The sequence below is a fragment of the Paenibacillus nuruki genome (genome assembly GCF_001721045.1).
Classification (GTDB): Bacteria; Bacillota; Bacilli; order Paenibacillales; family Paenibacillaceae; genus Saccharibacillus; species Saccharibacillus nuruki.
The window spans coordinates 31470-54589 of the sequence record NZ_MDER01000027.1 but is presented as its reverse complement, the minus strand read 5'-3'; the positions used below and the strand labels follow the sequence as shown (position 1 = coordinate 54589).

Here is a 23120-nt window from a genome sequence, read left to right as displayed (position 1 = left end):
GGAGGGTGAGAGCATGGTTTGGAGAACGGCTATTCTTACAGCCAGTGACAAAGGTGCACGAGGAGAAAGAGAAGACACAAGTGCACAAGTCATTCGGGAATTAATCGAAGAAGAATTAGGTGGAGAAATCGTTGAATACCGGGTCGTGCCTGATGAGCCTGATGAAATTATTGCAGCATTGATTGAGATGACAGAGTATTTCAATGCAGATCTGGTATTAACGACTGGGGGCACCGAGCTAGCGCAGCGAGATGTTACTCCTGAAGCAACACGGCGGGTGATTCAACGTGAAGTACCCGGAATGGCAGAAGCGATGCGTGCCACAGTAATGAAAAAAAATCGTTCTGCTATGTTATTTCGTGGCATTTGTGGTATCCGTGAACGCAGTCTTATTGTGAACTTGCCAGGTACACCCAAAGGGGTACATGAACACTTAGCCGCTATTATGGATCAATTGCCTGAAGCGCTACTGATGATTACAGGGCAATACAGTAATCCAGATGAGCGTTAAGAACGATCAAGCTTAGCCGTTATAAGAGTAGGTGTACCACAATTTTTTTGAATAAAGAATTGTGTCTTTTTGTCGTTGTTATATCCTATCTCCAAAGATGAACTGTACATTTGAATATGCTATGATAAAAAAGACAAAGCTAGCTTTGTCTGATTAATAAGGAGGAATACCAAATGCTTAGTGGTATAGGACCTACAGGATTTATATTGTTGATAGTGTTGGCGCTTATTTTATTTGGTCCAAATAAACTACCTGAATTAGGACGTGCTGTAGGAAGAACTTTCCGTGAGTTCAAAGAAGGCACACGCGATATGATGAAAGATGATGATACAACATCAAAGACTCGTACCGATTCTATTCAGTCCGCAGAAGTTATTCCACCTGTTCAACCAGAAGATAAACGTTAAAAGGATGCAGACCATTCCGAATCCCTTCCCTACGGAAGGGATTTTCTTTTGAGATAGGAGGAACCTATGGATAATCCTGAAAAGCAGATGTCCTTGATCGAACATATAGGAGAATTACGGCGACGATTGATTATGATTATCGCTGTGTTATTTATAGGTATGATTTTGGGGCTATTTGTCGCTCAACCGATATACCAGTATTTAGTTGCCGCAGAGACTGCACGAAATCTTGTATTTCATGTCTTTTCATTTTGGGATGGCATTGGCTTGTATATGAAGATTGCGATGGTCGTTGCTTTATTACTTACTTTACCTGTCACAGTCTATCAAATATGGGCATTTGTTAGCCCTGGACTGTTAGATAAAGAACGCAGAGCTGCTTTACGTTATGTTCCTTTTGTATTTATGATGTTTTTACTAGGCGTTTTATTTGCTTATTATGTCGTCTTTCCGATGGCGCTCACGTTTACCTCCAATGTCACGCGTAATATGGGATTAGCGGAAACATACGGAGTCGTGCAATACTTTACGTTTATGTCGAATATCGTATTTCCAGTAGCAGCGCTATTTGAATTGCCGATCTTGATTATGTTCCTAACGACGTTACGTATTCTTAATCCAACGGTACTGCGTAAATGGAGAAAAATCGCTTACTTGGTTCTGGTATTTATAGCTATCGTGATTACACCGCCTGATTTTATATCTGATATTTTGGTTGCGATTCCGTTGTTATTTTTATACGAGTTAAGTGTGATTCTGTCAGGTGTTGTTCATCGTAAACAACAACGATTAGATGCTGCACGATTAGAGCAAGAGCTATAAGATTTCAATAGGTGAAGAGTAGCATATATCCAAAAGTAAATACTATCTATAAAGTGAAAAAGAGTATTTTTGCAAAGTAGCTATGATCTGGAAATTCAGGCAAAGCTAGCAAAAATACTCTTTTTATTTGAAGTTTTTATAAAAAAATCACTATCTTTTTTAAACATCAACTATTATAAATAATAGAGAGAAGAAATAGAAAAAATAACTTATTTTAGAAAGGAAAATAAAATAATCGTCAAAATATGACAAATACTGCATAAAAGCATAGATAAAGCAAAAAAGAGAGTGTTTTGTTCAGTATTTGTACAGAGTGGTTGGTTTAAAATGATAAGGTAAGGAACGAAAAAAGGGGATAAGTATCATGAAAAAAATCATATTTTTATTGTCTACATTTGCGTTGATTTTTATTTTGCCATTACTGGGGAGTTTGGCGAAATGGGATGGATTGCCTCCGGGATATGGAGTATTTCCTGTACAAAATAATGTACAAGATCCGGGGTTTAATTTAATTTATTTTATAGGTGCATGTTGTATCGCAGCATTCATACTTATATTTTTATTATTTCCACGTTTGTTCGGATTTAAAAAAGAGAAGATTGTACGTGTCGCCAAAACAAGTGTACCTTTTCCGATCTGGTTCTGGGCTGCTTTCCCAATCTTGCTGATTTGTTGGTTTATTATATGGTCACGTGCTGGATTTGTCAGTTTACTTGAGCCGTATACTTTTGTACCCTTATGGTGGGCATTCATTCTGATTCTGGATGGTATCGTATACAAAAGAAATAATGGTGTATCTCTTTTATCCAGCAAGCTATACATAATGCAGTTGCTGGCAATCGTATCTTGTTTTAGTTGGTTTGCATTTGAGTATTTGAACTTTTTCGTGATGGAAAATTGGTATTATCCGAATAAAGATGTATTTTCTAATTTTGGTAATATCTTTTGGTTTGCGTTATCGTATACCACAGTACTTCCAGCGATTATTGAATGGTATTTGTTACTACAGACGTTCCCAAGCTTGAAAAAAAGATACAGCAATGGACCTAAGATTCATTTGAATAAGCCGTTGTTGATTGCATTTTACATTGTAGGTTTAATTCTTGCTTTTGCGATGGGGTATTTCCCATTCGAATTATTTTTTGTACTGTGGGTAGCTTTAGTACCTATGTTGTCTGCGGCTATGGGTCTGATCGGGTTTTGGACACCGTTTACCTCGATCAAAAACGGAAACTGGTCACCATTACTGCTTATCGCTATTGCTACAGTAGCGAACGGTTTCTTTTGGGAAATGTGGAACTTTGGTAGTGAATGGTTTAATCAAGGGATTCCAGTCAATCCGAATTACTGGAAATATTCTGTACCGTATTTAGATAAGATTCACATCTTCTCAGAAATGCCGATCTTAGGTTATTTTGGCTATCTATTCTTTGGTGTCAATTGTTGGATTATTTGGTTGACAGGTGCATACGTATTTAAATTTGATCCTAATTTTGAAATTGTCGGAACAGGGGATAAAGCGAGGGAACACTAATGATATGGAAAGATCAGAAATATACAGTGGTCGAAGAGATCGCCGATAATGGCAGTAAAGCGATCTATCGTTGCATTGATAATCTTTCCGGACAGACAGTCATTGCCAAGGTTCTAGGAGCCAAAGCATCCACATATGAAGCAGTGATGCGTATCAAAAAAGAATACAAAATGCTATCCGAATTAAAAGGTATAGTTGAAGGGGTTATTCAACCGATTCAGCTGGAAGAACGCGGTGGTTTTTTTGTACTAACTTTGGAAGATATCGACGGGCAATCGCTAAGAAATGTAATCCGGGATGAACAACTAGAATTATCAACTATTTTACGGTTAGCTATAAAGATTGTAGATATTGTCGGACGTATTCATGAGCAACAGATTATTCACAAAGACCTCAAACCAGCCAATTTGATTTGGAATCGTCAAAGTGACCAGATTCAAATTATCGATTTTGATCTATCTGTCAAACTGACCAATGAAAAGCAAGAATTTCAAAATGCAGGTGTGATGGAAGGTACATTATCTTATATTTCACCTGAACAGACAGGACGCATTAATCGGAATATCGATTATCGTTCTGACTTTTATTCGTTGGGTGTTGTTTTGTACGAAATGGTCACTGGTCAAAAGCCATACCCTTCGGATTCGGTTGTCGAGCAAATTTATTCGATTATAGCGAAGAAGCCAACATCTCCTTATGACCTTACACAGGGGCAAGTATCTCGCTCGCTATCAGATATCATTATGAAATTGTTAGAAAAGTCACCGGAAGATCGTTATCGCAGTGCATATGGAATCAAAGCGGATCTTAGAAAATGTTATGATCCTCAAGCTGAGTTTCAAATAGGGCATGAAGATCGTTTAAGTCTATTTCATATTCCACAACGATTGCATGGACGTGATGAAGAATTAGCCCGGATGAAGCACATTTTAACAGAAGGTATTCAAGAGCATGTTCAGCTGGCTCTGGTATCTGGAGAAGCAGGAATCGGAAAGACTGCTTTTGTTAATGAGTTGCACAGCTTTATTTCGAAAGAACGCGGTTATTTTATTCAAGGTAAATTTGAGCAATACAATAAAAACATCCCGTATAGTGCGATTATCCAAGCATTTCGTACATTGCTGGTGCAGTATCTTAAAGGATTGCCTGAAGAAACCCAACAGTTACAATTGGCTCTTCGCAATGGATTAGGGAATAATGCAGGTGTGATTACCAAATGGTTACCAGAACTTGAGCAAATACTAGGCATACAGCCAATGGTCGAACCCCTTAATCCAACCGAAGAAAATAATCGCTTTTTCTTATCGTTTATTCGCTTTCTTGAAGGATTAACAGTAGGGCAACGTCCGCTTGTATTATTTCTAGATGATCTACAATGGGCAGATGTAGCCAGTATTCAATTGGTAGGGCGATTGATGGAAAGTAGCAGTTTGAAAAAGCTGTTTATTATCGGTTCGTATCGTCCCAATGAAGTGAATCCAGGACATCCATTAGCAACTACGTTGGAAGAAATTGAAAAGCAGATGACGATTCATCATATTCAATTGACTACCTTATCTGCTGAACATGTACAATATCTGATTGAAGATACGCTAAATACAACCAATACGGATATTATTGAGCCGTTGCGTGAAAATATTTATCATCAGACCAAAGGGAATCCATTTTTTATTCATGAAATCCTTAAAGATTTGTACAAAAATAAAGCGATCTTTTTCGATGATCAATTAGGCACATGGAACCTGAATCAGACTCAGGTGAAACAGATGACAATGAATGAAGATTTGATTGATTACCTGATTCAGAAAATGCAAACGCTCCCTGTCCATATGCAGCACATTTTAGGATTAGCGGCATCGATCGGTCGTAGTTTTGATTGGCAGATTCTTCATCTGGTCAGTGATGAGACAACGACAGTTATCATAGAATCTTTAATACACGCAGTACAAGAAGATATCATTACACCACTTCATTCGAATTACCAAATGTTAAGCAGTGTAGAAGAAGTCAGTACTGAACTGAAGCAGTTGGATATTCCGTTTGCGTTTGGACATGATAAATTGCAACAAGCTTTGTACCAAATGATAGATCCACAGAGCCGTCAAAGTCTGCATCTTCAGATTGGCTGGTTATTACTAGATCATTGGTCAGTAGATAAAGTCCGCGAAAATAGTATGGAAATAGCAGGGCATTTGAATAAAGGTGTATCTCTAGTGGACTCTGTAGAAGAGCGCGAACGTATAATTATCATCAACCTTCAAGCGGCTAAGCGTGCTAAAGAATCTTTTGGCTATGAGATTGCTTGTCAGTTTTTGGAGACTGCGCTCAGTCTATTAGGCTCCAATAGCTGGACAACGCATTATCAGATTACATTTGATATTTATTATCTGTACAGTGAATGTTCGTATTTGATTCATCAGCTAGAGTCAGGAGATCAAGCTTGCCGTGCACTGATCGAACATGTACAGATTCCGATGGAACTGGCTAGAATCTATGAGATGCAGTCTAATCATTATATGTACCTCGGAATGATGAAAGAAGCGATTGAAGCAGGGAAGTTAGGTCTGGCGAGTCTAGGTGTATACGTGCCCACCAAGCTCAATATGGCGATTGTAGGCAAAGAAATAGTACGAGTCAAGCTCAAGCTCCGCGGCAAAACCACTCATGACTTATTACATGGCCCTGAAGTACAAGATGAGAAGATTAAGTTGGTTATGCGATTGTTAGTAAGCTTTATTCCACCTGCCTTTATTTCAGGAGAACAGACCTTATTCGCATGGGCAGTTCTGAAAAAAGCTTATTTATCTATCCAATATGGAAATGGCCCAGAATCGGCGGGTGCTTATATCGGTTATGCCATGTTGCTCTCTGGTATGGGTGATCTCAAAGGCGCACAAGAATACGGCAAGCTTGCAATGGATATCAACGAGAAATTCAATGATCTACAGTGGCGTAGCCTTGTAAAAGTGCTCTACACACTGTTTTGTTACAGTTGGAGTCATGAGTGGGAACTGCTAGAGGAACAATACAGTCAGGCAATCGATTCCAGTATATTGTCAGGTGATATGCTCTATCTGGCACATGCTTGTTATTATATGAATCTCTGGAATCCAGCACTTGAGATTGAAAAGTATTTGCAAGAAAGCGATCAGATGATCTCTATGATCGAAAATACCAAGTATAAAGAAGCGCTGGCAACCGCTCAGTTATCACGCCAAAAGTTCCGGATACTGGCTGGAGAGTTGAAGCAGACCGATTCTTTTGACGATGACTCTTTTAGCGAACAAGCCTATTTAGCACAATTAACAGAAGCTAATTATTATTCAGGCATCGCTATTTATTATATTAATAAGATCCAGATTGCATTTATTTTTGAAAATTATCGTGAATCGTTGAGTGATATCGACAAAGCGTATAAAGTGGTAGGCACATTAGCAGGTTCAACCTTTTTGGAAGAGTTCTCTTTTTACACATTTATGAACATAGCGGCTTGTTATGAACATATGAGTGTAGGAGAAAAGCAGACTGCTCGTCTACGTATGCGCAAAGAGTACCGAAAAATGAAAAAATGGGCAATTCATTTTCCTCATAACTTTTTGACACAGCAGCATATGATGAAAGCAGAATGGTTACGGATTAATCGAAGACACAAGGAAGCTGAAAAGTATTATCATCTTGCTTTATCTACAGGTGGACATGGTAACTTTACAAGATACAAAGCGATTGCAAGTGAACTTATGGCTCGCTTTTACCAATCCAGAAGATTAAATGAACTGGCAGCTTACTTCTTCAAGCAGGCTTCTTATTATTATTCTGTCTGGGGAGCCAAAGCCAAAGTTAAGCATCTAGAGAAACGTTATCAGGATCTGATGTATCATGTGCAATGGATTCCTTCTCATACCGAGAATACGCTCACTTCTTCTACAGAGAATATTGATATTCATCTGTTGTTCAAAGCATCGCAGATCATTTCCAAAGAGATTGAATTGGATCAGTTGCTACAAAAAATTATGGAAGTTGTGATTATGAACGCAGGCGCAGAACGTGGTTGTATGGTGATGCAGTCTAATTTCTCTTTGTGGGTTGAGGGAGAATACAAACATACCGAAAATCAGATCGAAGTCTTGCTTCATCACGAACAACGTAGAGATCAGCAACAGCATTTCCCATGGGATATTATTGATTATGTAGCGGAAAGCGGGCAAATCTTACTTCATAGTGATGCACGTTCAGGAATTGGTCTAGCAGCATACTCGTATATTGCAGAATATCAGCCAAAATCCATGTTGTGTATGCCTCTTTATAATCAGAATAAGTTGATTGCGATTATTTATCTGGAAAATAATTTGATGACAGGTGCATTTACCAATGAACGTCTGAAAATGATTAACTTGCTATCACGAGATATGGTCTATTCTATCGAAAATGCAAGTCTGTATGCGAACATGGAAAACTTGGTCGCAGAACGTACTGAAGAGCTAGCGATCAAAAATGAACAACTAAGTAAATACTTTAACATTGTTGATAAAAATGTCATTATTGTGCAGACGGATCTGCATGATGAGATCACAATGGTGAGTGAAGAATTTTGCATTATGACTGGCTATTCTCGGGAAGAATTAATTGGTAAAAAGCATCGTTTCTTATATGCCAAAGATCGTCGCGAAGGCTCTTATCAGGTCTTTGTCATGAACGAAGAAAATACATGGACAGGCGAATTAATTCAACCGAAAAAAGATGAAAGTTTACTGTGGCTGGATATGATTATTGAGCCTATTTTGAATCATAATCAGATTACAGGATATACCTTTATCGGTCATAATATTACAGACAAAAAGCAAATTGAACGCATCTCGATTATTGATGATTTGACTGGTTTGTATAATCGCCGACATTTTAATGATCGTATTGTGCACAAAATTTTGAAAGCAGCCAAAGAGCAAAAAGGGCTTGCTTTTATGTTGCTCGATATCGATCATTATAAGAAATACAATGATACCTACGGGCATTATGAAGGTGATCATGTACTACGAATGATCGGTTCCACATTAACGGCTCAAATGCGAAAAAGAACAGATATGGCTTTTCGTCTGGGTGGTGAAGAATTTGCGATCTTGCATATCAGTACAGGGATTGAAGAGGCGCATGAATTTGCAGAGTCTTTACGTGCTTGTATTGAAGATCTTCATATTCCTCATACTCAAAATGATGCCAGTCCATATATTACTGTTTCAGTAGGTCTAGCTGTAGTGACGGCTGTCGATGATGAATTAACCGAAGAGAAAATTTACCGATTAGCAGATGAAGCCTTATATCGCTCCAAAACCAAAGGTAGAAACTGTATCACGATCAATGTATTGTAAGAAAAAAGAAATTAACGTGAATGTATCCAAATCGCGTTGATTTCTTTTTTTATAACCCGATTGATGTTTTATTCCCTCGGATTGGGTAATTGTAAGAGTGATTGTATGGTAGAATAATCGTTATTTTGAACCTAACTTTTATAAATTTACACAAAGAGACTTGAAATTATCGCTCAAGTTGAGTATCATAAAGTTGGTTGTTAGCACTGAAAGGTGTCGAGTGCTAATTACATAAATAACAACCATCACATGAAACAAATCAATATATTATTTTAAGGAGGCTATTTTTCATGATCAAACCTTTAGGTGAACGTGTATTGGTAGAAGCGATCGAACAGGAACAAACAACTTCATTTGGTATTGTCCTTCCAGACTCTGCTAAAGAAAAGCCGCAAGAAGGCAAAATTATTGCTGTAGGTAGCGGTCAATTAAAAGATGGAGTGCGTATTCCTTTGGAAGTGAAAGAAGGCGATCGTGTCCTTTTCTCCAAATATGCTGGAACAGAGATTAAATTCGAAGGTAAAGAATATTTGATTATGAAAGAAAGCGATATTCACGCTATTCTATCTTAATACCAACGAATATACATGTATACAGTCGGTGTAAGCCGGTCTGTCATTATAATGATTTTAAAATATCAAGGAGGTAACTATTCTTATGGCTAAAGAAATTAAATTCAGTGAAGATGCTCGTCGCGCAATGCTTCGTGGTGTAGATGCTCTTGCAAATGCAGTAAAAGTAACATTGGGACCTAAAGGACGTAACGTGGTTCTTGAGAAAAAATTCGGTAGCCCATTGATCACAAATGATGGTGTAACGATTGCAAAAGAAATCGAACTTGAAGATGCTTTCGAAAACATGGGTGCGCAATTGGTTAAAGAAGTAGCAACTAAAACCAACGATGTAGCTGGTGATGGTACAACAACTGCAACTGTTTTGGCTCAAGCAATGATTCGTGAAGGTCTTAAAAACGTAACTGCTGGTGCTAACCCTATGGTTATCCGTAAAGGGATTGAAAAAGCAGTTCGTGCAGCTGTTCAAGAATTGCAAAACATCTCTAGACATGTAGAAGACAAACAGTCTATCGCTCAAGTTGCTTCTATTTCTGCGGCTGACGAAGAAGTAGGTCAATTGATCGCTGAAGCTATGGAAAAAGTAGGTAAAGACGGTGTTATCACTGTTGAAGAATCTCGTGGATTCGCTACTGAACTTGAAGTGGTAGAAGGCATGCAGTTCGACCGTGGATACCTTTCTCCATACATGATTACAGATACAGATAAAATGGAAGCTGTTCTAGAAAATCCATATATCTTGATCACTGACAAAAAAATCACAAACACACAAGAAATCTTGCCATTACTTGAAAAAGTAGTACAACAAAGCAAACCATTGGTATTGGTTGCTGAAGATATCGAAGGCGAAGCTTTGGCTATGCTAGTTGTGAACAAATTGCGTGGTACATTCAATGCTGTAGCTGTTAAAGCTCCAGGATTTGGTGACCGTCGTAAAGCAATGTTGCAAGATATCGCTGCTCTTACTGGTGGTCAAGTGATCACTGAAGAATTGGGTCTAGACCTAAAAACAGCAACAATCGAGCAATTGGGTACAGCACGCCAAGTACGTGTAACAAAAGAAAACACAATCATCGTAGACGGTTTTGGAGACAAAGCGGATATCGATGCTCGTGTGAACCAAATTCGTTCCCAACTGGAAGAAACAACTTCCGAGTTCGACAAAGAGAAATTGCAAGAGCGTCTAGCTAAATTAGCTGGTGGCGTTGCAGTAATCAAAGTCGGTGCAGCAACAGAAACAGAATTGAAAGAGCGCAAACTACGCATCGAAGATGCTTTGAACGCAACTCGTGCTGCGGTTGAAGAAGGTATCGTATCTGGTGGTGGTACAGCGCTTGTGAACGTATATGCAGCAGTATCTGCTGTACAAGTTACAGGTGACGAGCAAACAGGCGTAAACATCGTACTACGTGCTCTTGAAGAGCCAATCCGTACAATCGCTGCGAATGCTGGACAAGAAGGTTCTGTTATCGTTGAACGTCTGAAAAAAGAAGTAGTTGGTATTGGTTACAATGCAGCTACAGGCGAATGGGTAAACATGTTCGAGGCGGGTATCGTTGATCCTGCGAAAGTAACTCGTTCTGCACTACAAAATGCAGCTTCTGTAGCAGCTATGTTCTTAACAACAGAAGCAGTTATCGCTGACAAACCAGAACCAGCTGGATCTGGTGGCGCTCCTGATATGAGTGGCATGGGCGGTATGGGGGGAATGGGAGGAATGATGTAAAAAGATTCTTTTGAATCTTTTACATGATCCAACTGTTCTTTCAACAAAAGAGGTTGTCCACAGGTTTTAACACCTGAGGGCAACCTCTTTTTGCTATTTTAAATAGACTTCTATTAGATATATCGTATGTTCTGTATAAGTTAGAGCAATGAAGTGTAATGGCGTTATACTATGTGACCATCGATCATAGTCCATTGTACTTGAAAGTCATCATCTAGTAGCACAAGGTCTGCATCCATACCTACTGCAATTGTTCCTTTTTGCTGTAGACCCAGAATATATGCTGGCGTAGTGGATGCCATCTGTACAGCATCTGTCAAAGAAATTCCTGTTTCAACCGTATACCGAAGTGCTTCATTCATCGTAACTGTACTTGAAGCTAGTGTTCCATCATGTAATCTAGCCACGCCATTGGTTACCGTTACATGGTGACCTCCAAAAAGATAATCGCCGTCTCCCATACCCATCGCTTGTAAAGCATCTGTAATCAAAACCATACCTTCAGGGCCTTTGGAACGATGCATGAGTCGAATAATTGCAGGGTGCAAATGAATATGATCAACAATAGCTTGGAGGCTGACATGCTCTTCTTCAAAAGCCGCAACGACAATTCCCGGATCGCGATGATGGATCGGTCGCATCCCATTAAAACAATGTGTAACATGACTTGCACCAGCTTCAAACGCTTTTTTGGCTTCTTCATAAGTTGCATCTGAATGAGCAATAGATATAATAACACCTTGTTCTTTAAGAAATGAAATTAATTCCATCCCTCCCGGTAACTCTGGAGCGATCGTTACCATTTGAATAAGAGAGTCAGCTTCTTTAAAGATCATCTTCATTTCTTCGATATCAGGATGACGTAAATACTTCTCATTTTGCATACCTTTACGTATTGGATTCAAATACGGTCCTTCTAAGTGAATCCCTGCGATTTTGGCGCCTACTTCATGACCGACGACACGTTTCACACTGTGGATCATCGCTAAAAGATCTTCAATCGTAGAACTGACAGAAGTAGCTAGAAAAGAGGTACACCCTGTAGAAGCACATGTACGAGACACTTCTTGTATACTTTCTTCACGACCATCCATCATATCAAAGCCATTCGCTCCATGAATATGAACATCAATCATGCCAGGGATTAACCGTTGCCCTTTACAATCGATTTGTTGATATTCTTCATATGCAGAAATAGGAGCTGCATCAATCTTTACGATTGTTCCTTTTTCGATCCCTACATGAACGTTTGATAGAATTTTATTTGGAAGTATCAGTTCTACATTTTGCAAAATAGTATACATCAATATTCTCATCCTCATCATATGACTTAGTCATTATAGTTCGTTCCATGCTCCTCATCTTGATAAGTAATAACCGTAATATTGTTCTGACTAAGTATTTCTTTTAAGGGGTTAGGAACAGGCTGATTCGTAATTAAAATATCTATATAATCAAAATCTAATCTATAAAATGATTTACTTGTAAATTTAGTATGATCTGCTACCACAATTACTTGATCTGATCTTCTAGCCATTTCTTGCTTCACCCGAGCATCTTCTTCATAAGAGTAGTAGATACCATCTGAACCGATAGCTACAGCCCCAATAAAGGCTTTATCTGCACGAATCTGACTAAGCTTATCGAGAATAGAAGGACCAAATAAAGAACGATTTTTTACATTCAAATAGCCACCAAGTAAATAAATCTGCATATCTTCTCTATCTGATAAAATCCCTACATTATCAATAGAGTGTGTAATCACTGTAAGATGTTGAGCTTTGATCTGTTCTGCGACGAATTGTACCGTAGTGGATACATCCAAAATAACAGTCTCATGATCTTGAATAAGTTGAGCGCCAAGCACTCCAATTGTTCGTTTAGGTTCGGCTTCATCAATAAGACGATCTTGGTACGATAATATTTCTTTTTTTAATTGAGGTAAAGAGACTCCGCCATGAGTACGGATAACGACTCCTTCTTGTACTAATCTAACAATATCTCTACGGGCTGTATCTTTGGATATTTCAAATTCAGTACATATATCAGTTACGCTCATTGATTGATGCTGTTTTAAATATTCTAATATTTTCAATAATCGTTCTTCTTGATACATAATAATCACCTCTTATAAGTAATATTATTCGTTTATATAATGATATTCAAGTATTTTATTTTAATTATTAATGATTTGTAAGTTTTAGAAATTATAATAGTAATGAAAAGCGCTATATCATTTAACATAAATATTTAACAAGTATGTAAAAAATGAATATCCATTTGTGATTGATGACTTTAAGCTTTAAACTAACTATATTGAGCTACATATTAGTATAAAGACGTGTTATTCAGTTAATAGATGAATTTAGAAGAAGGGACATACATATGGAATACGGAAATGTAGTTACACTGATCGTTTCGATCGTTACCGTTATTAATATTGCTTTGTCGATCGGATTTCTGTTTTTTGAAAAAAGAGATGCAGGGTATACTTGGGCATGGTTGATGATTCTCTTTTTTATTCCGATTGTTGGGTTTCTGGTTTATATCTTTCTGGGACGTAATCTTAAAAAGAAAAATTTCTACGGGCTTTCTGCGGAAGAACGAGGATTTGTACAATCTGAGGTCGATAAGCAGTTACTTACATTACAAGATACACAGTCACAGGAATTTCCGATACCATCCAAATATGATGAATTAGTCACGCTGAATCTTAGATCAACCAATGCTTTATTATCGAATGACAATGAGATCGTTATTTTCGATGATGGTCATGTTAAGTTCGATGCTTTGCTTCAGGATATTCAAGCAGCTACGGAAGAAATTAATATCCAATATTATATTATTCAACCTGATGCGTTGGGCAGAAGGCTAAGAGATGCTTTAACTCAAAAAGCTCAAGAAGGCGTGAAAGTAAGATTACTTTATGATGAAGTAGGTTCTAAAAAAATCTCAGGTTCCTTTTTTAAAGAATTACAGTTAGCTGGTGGAGAAGTAGAAGTATTTTTCCCTTCCTTTTTCAAATTAATCAATTTCCGCATCAATAATAGAAATCACCGCAAGCTTTGCATTATTGATGGAACGATTGCTTATATTGGTGGGTTTAATGTAGGTGATGAATATCTTGGATTAAATAAAAAATTCGGTTATTGGAGAGATACCCATTTTAGAATAGAAGGCGATTCAGTCAATCATATTCAGGGCAGATTTATTCTGGATTGGCATCAAGCTCGCAAAGAACAAAAAGAAGATTATCATGAATTTGAGTACCGTTCTGCAAAGCATCATGGTAACAGTATGATCCAGATCGTTTCCAGTGGGCCTAATTCGGAGACAGAACATCTTAAAAATATGTATATTAAGATGATTTTATCGGCTAAAAAGAATGTCTATATTCAGACTCCGTATTTTATTCCAGATGCCAGCTTTATGGATGCGTGTAAGATTGCTCTGATCTCAGGAATTGATCTACAAATTATGATCCCTAATAAACCGGATCATCCGTTTGTCTATTGGGCAACATGGGCACATGTAGGGACATTGCTGGATTATGGAGCTAAAGTTCTTTTGTATGAAAAAGGTTTTTTGCATGCAAAAACGATTGTAGTAGACGAAGAAGTAGCTTCTGTAGGAACGATGAATATTGATTCTCGTAGCTTTAGACTGAACTTTGAGATTAATGCTATCGTGTATGATGAGCAGATTGCTAAGCAACTTCACGATCTATTTGATCAAGACAGTCTAGTCAGTAGTGAACTGACACCTGAACGCTATAATAATCGATCATGGATCATCAAGTTTAAAGAAGGCATTTCCAGATTGCTTTCACCTATTCTTTGATCCTAGAATCGTATCCAAAATAACAAAAAGACGATCTGCACAATGTATGCAAATCGTCTTTTTGTTATATTTATCTTAAGAGTTATCAGCAATTTTAAATGCTTTGATCATTTGTTCTGCTTGTTCTTTACCACCATTTTTATACGTATCTTTAGACATAGAGATAGATAACGTATACAGCGTTCCTTGATCTGCAACGATAGCTTGAACAAGAGCAATATCAACTTTTGCTTGAGCTTGTGTGTATTGACCTACAATCACAGCTTGATTTTGAGATGCATCTTGGTCATTACTAAGTAATTTAAAGTTAGCCATATTGGTTGTATCTTGCTCATAATAAGCTAATGTAGTGTCAACAACTTGTTTGATCGTTGCATTAGGATCAACTGCATTAACAGTCACATTCACATTATCTGCAAATTGAACTTTAGGTGCTGGATCATTGAAAGCGACTTTGATAGAAGGTTGGTTGAATGCTGTCGTATCATATTCTACCCATGAAGCAGGATAATCGATACTGAAGTTTTCACCTTCATAGGTTTTCATTTCAACAGCATCAGCTGTTTTTACATCTGTGTTCTCTGTAACTGTTTCTTCTGTTGCTGTAGTAGGTGCAGTTGTTGCAGATTCATTTGTTGCTACTGTTTTGCTTTCGGCTGCTGGAGTCGCTTCTTTATTAGCAGAACCACAAGCTGTTAAAGCTACAGATAGTAAAATGACAGGTACGATTTTTTTGTACATTTGAATAATAACCCCTTTTATGTGTATTGTCTCATCGGCTGAGAATATAACTTGTGCCTTATGTCGGAAAATAAATATAGCCATGTATCTACAAAATATACATAACACTATCTTTATCGGTAAATTCAGGAATAATATGAAGAGTCATGCTATTTTATTAGATATGACAAAAAAACAAGCGCACCCCTATACATGGAGTGCGCTTGTTTTAAATAGACCGTATCGTTTCTACCAATGTAGAACAATTAGATGGAAGAGCGATTTCAGGAATCGTTGCAGCATACGTAAGGTGAATCTGATGAGTTTCAAAGATTAGTCTAGCGGTCTCATTTAAATAATAAATATATTTATAAGGAGAATCTTCTTCATCGTGATGAGTCGAGCAATACAGTAAAACTTTGTCTGAACTGGTGGTGGGGTGACCTGATTCTATCCCCTCCAGATGTTCTTTTTGGATCAACTGATTCAACGTCTCTTGAATATAACTAGAATATTTCTCTTCTCTAACCATATAAAATTTAGACATGCTATCAGCTCCTTTCATAATATAACCATTCTAGATAAACTTACAGATTCCTTTTGCATATACTCACTTCTTTAGACACATTTTATTTATTAATAATGATAGATAATGTGTAATTGACATGCTCATTTAATCGAATCAGAAATTCATTTAATTCCTCGTTAGAAGGAAATTTACATTCTAGAATGTAACAGCTATCTCCGCTAATTTTATAGTTATGAATCACGTACGATTCTTGTGTTTTTAGGAAGGAAAGATAAGGCTGATGATGGGTACTTTTGGTAAAGATATTGATCATAGCATGAACAAAATACCCCATCTTTATTTGATTAATATTGATCGTATAGTCTTCAATAATTCCACTATTTTCTAATTTTTCTACTCGTGCTGAAGCGGCAGGCCCACTTAAATGTATTTTTTCTCCTAACTCTTTCATCGAGATTCGGCTGTTCTTCGAAAGCTCTTCTAGGATTTGCCTATCTGTATTATCTAACATTTGTTCAAATCCCTTCATTAATAAAGTTAAACGGTAAAAACACTTTATTTATACCATGTATTTGCAATGTTTCAATAGTATACACTGTATGTAAATCAAACAAAAGGAGTTACACACATGAATATACAGCAAATCCGAAGTGCAACATTGATCATCCAGTATGCAGGCAAAAAGTTTTTGGTAGATCCATTTTTAGCTGAAAAAGGCACGTATCCTCCTTTCTCAAATTCAGCAAGACAAGATCAAAATAATCCGTTGGAAAGTTTGCCTATTCCTATGAATGAAATTATCGACCATATCGATGCGGTGATTGTAACTCATTTGCATTTAGATCATTGGGATGATGTAGCCAAAGAAGTCTTGCCCAAAAACGTAAAACTGTTTACTCAAAACGAAGAAGATGCAAAAGAAATTCAAAGTGCAGGATTTCAAAATGTAGAGATTTTGCAAGCAGATACATTGTTTGAAGGGATTCAATTGATCAAGACAACAGGGGAGCATGGCAGAGGAGATCTAGTCAGTCTTATGGGACATGTATCTGGAGTAGTCTTTAAGCATCCAGAGGAGCCAACATTATATGTAGCTGGCGATACCGTATGGTATCCGAGTGTTCAAGACACGATTCACACGCATCAGCCAGAAGTAATTGTAGTGAATGCAGGCGCTAATCAATTTCTAGAGGGTGGTCCAATTATTATGGACAAAGAGGATGTATATCAAGTTCATCAAGCGGCAACTACTGCAACGATCATTTCTGTTCATATGGAATCGGCTAATCACTGGGGATTGTCTAAAAAAGAATTGAAACAATTTGCAGTTGAAAAACAGTTCTCTTCTCAATTGTTAATACCGGATAATGGAGAGTCATATCCATTTTAAAATAAGAAAGTATAAGAAATAGAGGAAATAAAATGATGAAAACAGCACAACCGAAATTATGGACAAAAGATTTCATCATTCTCTCTTTAGTCAATTTTTTCTTGATCTTTATTTACCTGTTATTAAATGCCACGATTGCTCTTTATGTGCTAAGAGAATTTGATGCGACTACGGGACAAGCAGGTCTGGCAGCAGGAATTTTTATTATTGGTGCACTGACAGGACGTATCTTTACAGGATCCCTTATGAAAAGACTCCAATATAAACGACTATTGGTGGCTGGACTTATTTTTTTTGCCTTAACAATTCTTCTGTATCTGGTGAATTACGGACTTTCTTTTTTCATTATTAGCCGATTTTTTAATGGCATTGCATTAGGAATCACGACAACTGTGATTGGAACGCTTGTAGTGCTTACGATACCGATATCTAAACGAGGTGAAGGTATTGGCTATTTTGCTGTTAGTACAGCAGTAGCAACCGGTCTAGGTCCATTTGTGGGTCTATACATGGCTCAACATACTGGATTTTATAAGATTTTTATCGTGTGTCTACTATTAGCGATCGTAAGCATTATCATTGGATTTTTCGTCCGTATTCCTGAAATGAAAAAAGTAGACGTGGTAGAAGAAAAGGGTAAAGGTATTAAACTTTCAGAGTATATTGAACCAAAAGCACTGCCGATCAGCTTTATCGTTCTGATTATGACTTTTTGCTTTTCTAGTGTTTTGTCCTATATCAATTTATATGCTATTGAGCTGAATTTAATAGATACTGCTAGTTTCTTCTTTATTGTGTATACAGTTACTGTTTTGATTTCCCGTCCATTTACCGGGCGATTGATGGATAGTATCGGAGCTAATTATATTATGTATCCTGCTTTTATTATTTTCGGTATTGGAATGGTTCTTCTCGGTACTGCAAATAGTGCATTAACTCTTTTAATTGCAGCAGGGTTGATTGGTCTTGGCTTTGGAAATATTTCTTCGATCAGTCAGACGATAGCTGTAACCGTGGCTCCTCCTCATCGCATGGGACTGGCTAGCGCTACATTTTTCATTTTTTATGATATTGGAAATGGATTTGGGCCTTCACTTTTGGGACTTGTTATTCCCATTACTGGATATCCCACTATATATATGATTTTAGGAGTAGCTGTTATCGCAACATCTGTTCTTTATTATGTATTGTATGGAAAGAAAGAAAAAGCTAATCGGTATATCCTTAATAAAAAAACAGGTTAACAATCGAATATAGTAAGGAATTGATGATATGAGTCTGAGAGTAGAATCACTAAAGAAACATCCGCAACAAATCAATAAAGTCAAAGAATTATATTTAGATTCGTTCCCTGCAAACGAGCGGATACCGATGAACCTTTTACTGTGGAAAGCTAAAAGAGATTTCGTAGACTTTCTTATTATGTATGAGGATGATGTATTTGTAGGATTTACGTACTTGATCACTCGTAAAGACTTAACGTATGTCTTATATATAGCTATAGACAACAATATTAGATCCAAAGGGTATGGAAGTCGTGCACTTACTCTAATTAAAGAAAAGTACCCGAATAATCGGATAATACTTAATATAGAATTTGTGGATGAGATGGCTAATAACTATGAGCAACGGTTAACGAGAAGGAAGTTTTATGTTCGTAATGGTTTTGAAGATTCAACTTTGATTTATCAAGATCGTTGGGGTCTGTACGAAGTTCTGATTTATAGAGGTCAGGTGGATAAAGAAGAATTTTATGATTTACTAAAAAGATTTGCAGGTACTTTACTATTTTCAGTATTCAAACCTCATATCACTTCATCAAAAGCATTAAAATTTATAAAGTGAAAAAAGGATGATCTACACCTGTTAGCGTAGATCATCCTTTTTGATCTCTATTGCGTATACATTATTAGCCACTTCAGAAAAATATGAAAAGAATATTTACTTCTTATACAAATTAACGACTTTGTTGAATAATTAGATTTTCTAATTTATCAGCAATATGTTCTACACCACGATTTAAGTCACTGTTGCTAAGTTCTAACCACGCATGACGCTCATCCATATCGAAAGCTTGAGCAAATAATCCTCCTAGACCCCGTCCACGGCGATCGACTTCAACCAGAACTTGAAGACCATGAGGTTCTAAGCGCATCACTAATTCCAACTCTGTAATCCGGTTGCTGAATTCACGACCTGGTGTAAATTCGAATTCTTGAACAAATGGAACACCGTAACGTGAACGGGACAGGTATTCAACAGATGAGCTATGGAAATGGAATCCTAGTAATTCAGCTGCTTGAAGTACTGTTTCCATGTAAGGATGTGGATGCACTGTAATATAGTCGTGATCGGTAGGGTCAAGGCTCATACCAATATCCAATCCGGTATGCAACCATACTTTTTGACGATCCAAAGTGATCGGCGTTTGCGAAGGTAATATAAAGGAGAACGGAATTTCTAACTTTTGTCCTTTTTTGACAACCATTTCATCAGATACTTTGTATTGAGCCATCGCATACTGTACATGTTCTTTTTTCTCATCGTGTTCACGAATATACTCAGTCATCACTTTAATATAGATATTACCGACTTCTTGATCAACATTGCCTCCTTGAATATGAACGACTCCGTTCATATCTTCATTAGGATAATACTCGGTACGCTCTAAGATGGTATCAATTTTGGCTGCGCCTACTCCTACGCGAGCAAGCATTTTGTTAAAGAATGACATTGGACATTTCCCCTTTTGGATGATGAGTAACTTATTTAGATATGAACATATACGGAAGAAATATATATTACGTTTCTTATTTCTATAATATTTTTATCGACAATTTTTGTGCAAAAGGTGATTTCTTGTATAGTCTGACTATATCTTTTTGTTTCATAATTTATAAATATAGGTATTAAGATATAGAACTAAAGTTTAATTGTTAAATAAAAAGGAGAAATGAAGTATACATATGTAATCTGTAAACGCTTATACACCTACTTATAAACTACATTTTTAGCACTAAATAAAATAATATGTCGATTTTTATCGAAAATAGGTATAAATGCTCATAAAACATGTGATGGATAACCCGATAATCTTATTATTAGCATTTCCTGAATTTGTAATTTTAAATTGTGAACAATAGATATGAAAGTAGAGTGATAAAAAATGAACATTAAACAGAAATTGTCAGGCGTATTTTCAATCATGATATTTATAGTTTTGCTTGTAGGTGCTATTGGAGGATATGAAGTTCATGTAGCTAGCAAAAATTATCAAAATTTACTTAATGACAGGGTTCAGACCATACTAGGGATTAAAGATCTAAGATACTTGGCGGGCGATCAGACCAAATATTTAAGAGGGTACTTACTTACAGGCGATACGAATCAACTGGATATGTTCAAGCAGAATAAGGAGAAATTGATTGCTGGTATCGCTACGATGCAACAGAAGCTAGCCGATGATTCTACAACGCTTAACATGTTACAAGAATTATCTGATCTAGAAACTCAATATGGCGGTATTACCGATCAACTGATTACGTACAAAGAACAAAATAATGTGGTTGCTTATACTAAAATGGTCCAAGAGCAATGTGTACCGATGGCATTATCTTTAGCAGACAAAGCGCAACAGATGGAAGAATACCATTCTAATCTATTAAAAGAAGCACAAGCTGAAACCAATAGTGATGCTAATGTAACGCTCTATACATTGATGGTTGTTAGTGTTATTGCTGTTATTGTAGGAATAGTCATTGCATACTTTGTGATTCGCATGTTCTCCAAACCTATTGCTCTTGTAGCTGAAGGTGCTAAAGAAATTGCACAGGGGAATTTAACGATTGAGGATCTTCAGATTTCAAGCAAAGACGAATTGGGTCAAATGGCTAATTCATTTAATGAAATGAAGAATAATTTACGTGGTTTGATGCAAGTGATTGGTTCAAGTGCAGAACAAATGGCAGCCGCTTCGGAAGAATTAACAGCAACTTCTGAAGAATCAGTCAAAACAGCTGACGAAGCTACGGTTACGGTCAAAGGCATTTCATCTTCAGCAGGACTTCAATTACAACAAGTGATGGACAACCAACAATTGTTAGAAAAAAATACAGATAATATTTATCGTATAGCTGAATCAGTGGCATTAGTTGCAGATTCTTCAAGCAAAGCATTAAGTGATGTTGAACATGGAGAAAGCAATGTAGAACAAACAGTGCTACAAATGAAAAATGTAGATCAGACCGTACAAGCGACAGCAACAGCATTGTATGAGTTAGCAGAACAGTCTAAAGAAATCGCTACGATTGTACAAGTGATTCGTGATATTGCAGGACAGACTAATCTTCTTTCTCTTAATGCTTCTATTGAAGCTGCTCGTGCAGGTGAACATGGACTTGGATTCGCTGTTGTAGCAAGTGAAGTGAAAAAATTATCTGAATATTCTAATGATTCTGCTAGACAGATCAATGACAAAATCGAAGATATTATTCAAAGAACGTCACATGCTGTAACCAAAATGGAAGAAGGCGCCAAAGAAGTACAAAGCGGTACCAAAGCAGTACAGCAAATGGGAGAGATTTTCCATAATGTACACAGTGCAATCCAGTTGGTAACAGAGCAAGTGAAAGAAGTTTCTACTGCTTCGAATCAAATTTCATCCGGTTCATCCAAAATTTTGGATTCTGAACGTCAAATTGCAGGTCTTTCTCAACAAATTACTTCAGATTCAAAAGAAGCGACTCAAGCATCTACTATTCAGTTAGAGTCTATGCGCGAAATCTCGAATGCTGCTGAATCATTAAGTCATTTATCAATGGATTTGCAGACAGAAGTTTCGAAATTCCGTGTGTAAGTCAAATCTTCATTCATTCGTCTGATTGAATTTAATACAAAATTCTTCTATATAGAGGATGAGCTGATGATTTCCGGTTCGTCTTTTGTATAGAAGAATTTTGTATTTTTTTGTATATTGAAACGTTTGTTCCTATTTAGGGAGACAGCAGGTTATAATAAAGAATGAGTACGATAGGAGGAACTTAATCGATGTCTTCTAAAAAAATATGGGGATTTGTGGTTACTGCTATTCTAGCAGGGGTTATTTATCTAGTGAATGGACAAGTGGATCTTGGCAATATATTGAATCCCAATCAAGCGTCTAATGGACAAGCCGATTATACCCTTGTTGTGCCTGCTGATCGCTATCCCAAAACAGCCGCTCATATCAAAGACGCGATCGCAGAAGGACATTCTGCGATCTGTACCATAGACCGTGGAGGCGCCAAAGCAAATAGACAGTTATCTTTACGAGGAATAGCTACCAAAAAAGGCTATGATCGAGATGAGTGGCCGATGGCGATGTGTCAAGAAGGTGGAGAAGGGGCAGATATCCGTTATATCAAACCTTCAGATAATCGAGGCGCAGGTTCATGGATAGGTAACCAATTAGACAATTATTCGGATGGCACAAGGGTATTATTTGAGGTAAAATAAGATAAGGATTGATTAAAAATTCGTTATTGAAAATTTATAAAGGAGGAATACCTGATGGGAACTTCTATTTTGCCGGCTGTGTTGCCTTTATTTATGGAATTTAATGCACACACACCTTACATTTTATTGTATGCAGTAATGATAGTGGTAGCATGTATTGCTTTTGGATTGTGGGTTAAAAAACTTAACGATACCAAAGATGATCCAGAATAA

The 23120-nt window shown here is 37.1% G+C and carries 20 protein-coding genes; 14 read left to right on the top strand and 6 right to left on the bottom strand.

Annotated elements, in window-relative coordinates:
• Positions 1-13: 13 nt before the first annotated feature.
• The 7 genes from PTI45_RS03440 to groL all read left to right on the top strand — a co-directional run bounded on the left by PTI45_RS03440 (position 14) and on the right by groL (position 10935).
• Entirely contained in the window at positions 14-511 is a 498-nt protein-coding gene (locus PTI45_RS03440; protein WP_069326141.1) for a MogA/MoaB family molybdenum cofactor biosynthesis protein, read from the top strand.
• Between the two features lie 173 nt (positions 512-684).
• Positions 685-918, top strand: a complete 234-nt coding sequence (locus tag PTI45_RS03435; RefSeq protein ID WP_069326140.1) for a twin-arginine translocase TatA/TatE family subunit — start codon at positions 685-687, stop codon at positions 916-918.
• Positions 919-984: 66 nt separating this feature from the next.
• A complete protein-coding gene (tatC, locus tag PTI45_RS03430) occupies positions 985-1740 on the top strand; it encodes a twin-arginine translocase subunit TatC (protein WP_069326139.1) in 756 nt (251 codons plus the stop codon).
• A gap of 364 nt (positions 1741-2104) precedes the next feature.
• Positions 2105-3274, top strand: a complete 1170-nt coding sequence (locus tag PTI45_RS03425) for a small-conductance mechanosensitive channel (protein WP_069326138.1) — start codon at positions 2105-2107, stop codon at positions 3272-3274.
• A complete protein-coding gene (locus PTI45_RS03420; protein ID WP_069326137.1) occupies positions 3274-8637 on the top strand; it encodes a diguanylate cyclase in 5364 nt (1787 codons plus the stop codon). The genes PTI45_RS03425 and PTI45_RS03420 overlap by 1 nt, the downstream gene beginning before the upstream one ends.
• Positions 8638-8927: 290 nt before the next feature.
• Positions 8928-9209, top strand: coding sequence for a co-chaperone GroES (groES, locus tag PTI45_RS03415; RefSeq protein ID WP_069326136.1), 282 nt, complete (start codon positions 8928-8930; stop codon positions 9207-9209).
• Between the two features lie 85 nt (positions 9210-9294).
• Positions 9295-10935 (top strand): chaperonin GroEL, encoded by a 1641-nt coding sequence (groL, locus tag PTI45_RS03410; RefSeq protein WP_069326135.1) that lies wholly within the window; start codon positions 9295-9297, stop codon positions 10933-10935.
• Positions 10936-11099: 164 nt separating this feature from the next.
• Here the strand turns inward: groL and nagA are convergent, their stop codons facing one another.
• Positions 11100-12239, bottom strand: coding sequence for an N-acetylglucosamine-6-phosphate deacetylase (gene nagA / locus PTI45_RS03405; protein WP_069326134.1), 1140 nt, complete (start codon positions 12237-12239; stop codon positions 11100-11102).
• A 26-nt stretch (positions 12240-12265) separates the two neighbouring features.
• Entirely contained in the window at positions 12266-13051 is a 786-nt protein-coding gene (locus tag PTI45_RS03400) for a DeoR/GlpR family DNA-binding transcription regulator (protein ID WP_069326133.1), read from the bottom strand.
• Positions 13052-13320: 269 nt separating this feature from the next.
• Here PTI45_RS03400 and cls point away from each other — a divergent pair, with 269 nt between their 5' ends.
• Entirely contained in the window at positions 13321-14775 is a 1455-nt protein-coding gene (gene cls, locus PTI45_RS03395; RefSeq protein ID WP_069326132.1) for a cardiolipin synthase, read from the top strand.
• 75 nt (positions 14776-14850) lie between these two features.
• Here the strand turns inward: cls and PTI45_RS03390 are convergent, their stop codons facing one another.
• The 3 genes from PTI45_RS03390 to PTI45_RS03380 form a co-directional block, all read right to left on the bottom strand.
• Positions 14851-15516: a PsbP-related protein gene (locus PTI45_RS03390; RefSeq protein WP_069326131.1), complete on the bottom strand. Its 666-nt coding sequence runs from the start codon at positions 15514-15516 to the stop codon at positions 14851-14853.
• Positions 15517-15724: 208 nt separating this feature from the next.
• Positions 15725-16042, bottom strand: coding sequence for a hypothetical protein (locus tag PTI45_RS03385; protein ID WP_069326130.1), 318 nt, complete (start codon positions 16040-16042; stop codon positions 15725-15727).
• Between the two features lie 82 nt (positions 16043-16124).
• Complete coding sequence (locus PTI45_RS03380; protein ID WP_069326129.1) at positions 16125-16535, bottom strand: Lrp/AsnC family transcriptional regulator; 411 nt, start codon at positions 16533-16535, stop codon at positions 16125-16127.
• Positions 16536-16652: 117 nt separating this feature from the next.
• Between PTI45_RS03380 and PTI45_RS03375 the strand changes: the two genes are divergently transcribed.
• Genes PTI45_RS03375 through PTI45_RS03365 form a run of 3 tightly spaced genes read left to right on the top strand, consistent with a single transcriptional unit; the run spans position 16653 to position 19259 of the window.
• On the top strand, positions 16653-17414 hold the full coding sequence (locus PTI45_RS03375; RefSeq protein ID WP_069326128.1) for an MBL fold metallo-hydrolase: 762 nt from the start codon (positions 16653-16655) through the stop codon (positions 17412-17414).
• Positions 17415-17446: 32 nt separating this feature from the next.
• The gene (locus PTI45_RS03370; protein ID WP_342672105.1) at positions 17447-18658 is read left to right on the top strand and encodes an MFS transporter; all 1212 of its coding nucleotides are present in this window, start codon (positions 17447-17449) and stop codon (positions 18656-18658) included.
• A 28-nt stretch (positions 18659-18686) separates the two neighbouring features.
• Positions 18687-19259 (top strand): GNAT family N-acetyltransferase, encoded by a 573-nt coding sequence (locus PTI45_RS03365; protein ID WP_069326127.1) that lies wholly within the window; start codon positions 18687-18689, stop codon positions 19257-19259.
• 112 nt (positions 19260-19371) lie between these two features.
• On the opposite strand, the gene PTI45_RS03360 is transcribed toward PTI45_RS03365, so the two are convergent.
• Positions 19372-20148, bottom strand: a complete 777-nt coding sequence (locus PTI45_RS03360; protein WP_069326126.1) for a sporulation protein — start codon at positions 20146-20148, stop codon at positions 19372-19374.
• A 432-nt stretch (positions 20149-20580) separates the two neighbouring features.
• Here PTI45_RS03360 and PTI45_RS03355 point away from each other — a divergent pair, with 432 nt between their 5' ends.
• From PTI45_RS03355 to PTI45_RS24030, 3 genes are all read left to right on the top strand, one after another.
• Positions 20581-22269, top strand: coding sequence for a methyl-accepting chemotaxis protein (locus PTI45_RS03355; protein WP_069326125.1), 1689 nt, complete (start codon positions 20581-20583; stop codon positions 22267-22269).
• Between the two features lie 191 nt (positions 22270-22460).
• Positions 22461-22907: a NucA/NucB deoxyribonuclease domain-containing protein gene (locus PTI45_RS03350; RefSeq protein ID WP_069326124.1), complete on the top strand. Its 447-nt coding sequence runs from the start codon at positions 22461-22463 to the stop codon at positions 22905-22907.
• A gap of 54 nt (positions 22908-22961) precedes the next feature.
• The gene (locus PTI45_RS24030; RefSeq protein WP_161594229.1) at positions 22962-23120 is read left to right on the top strand and encodes a hypothetical protein; all 159 of its coding nucleotides are present in this window, start codon (positions 22962-22964) and stop codon (positions 23118-23120) included.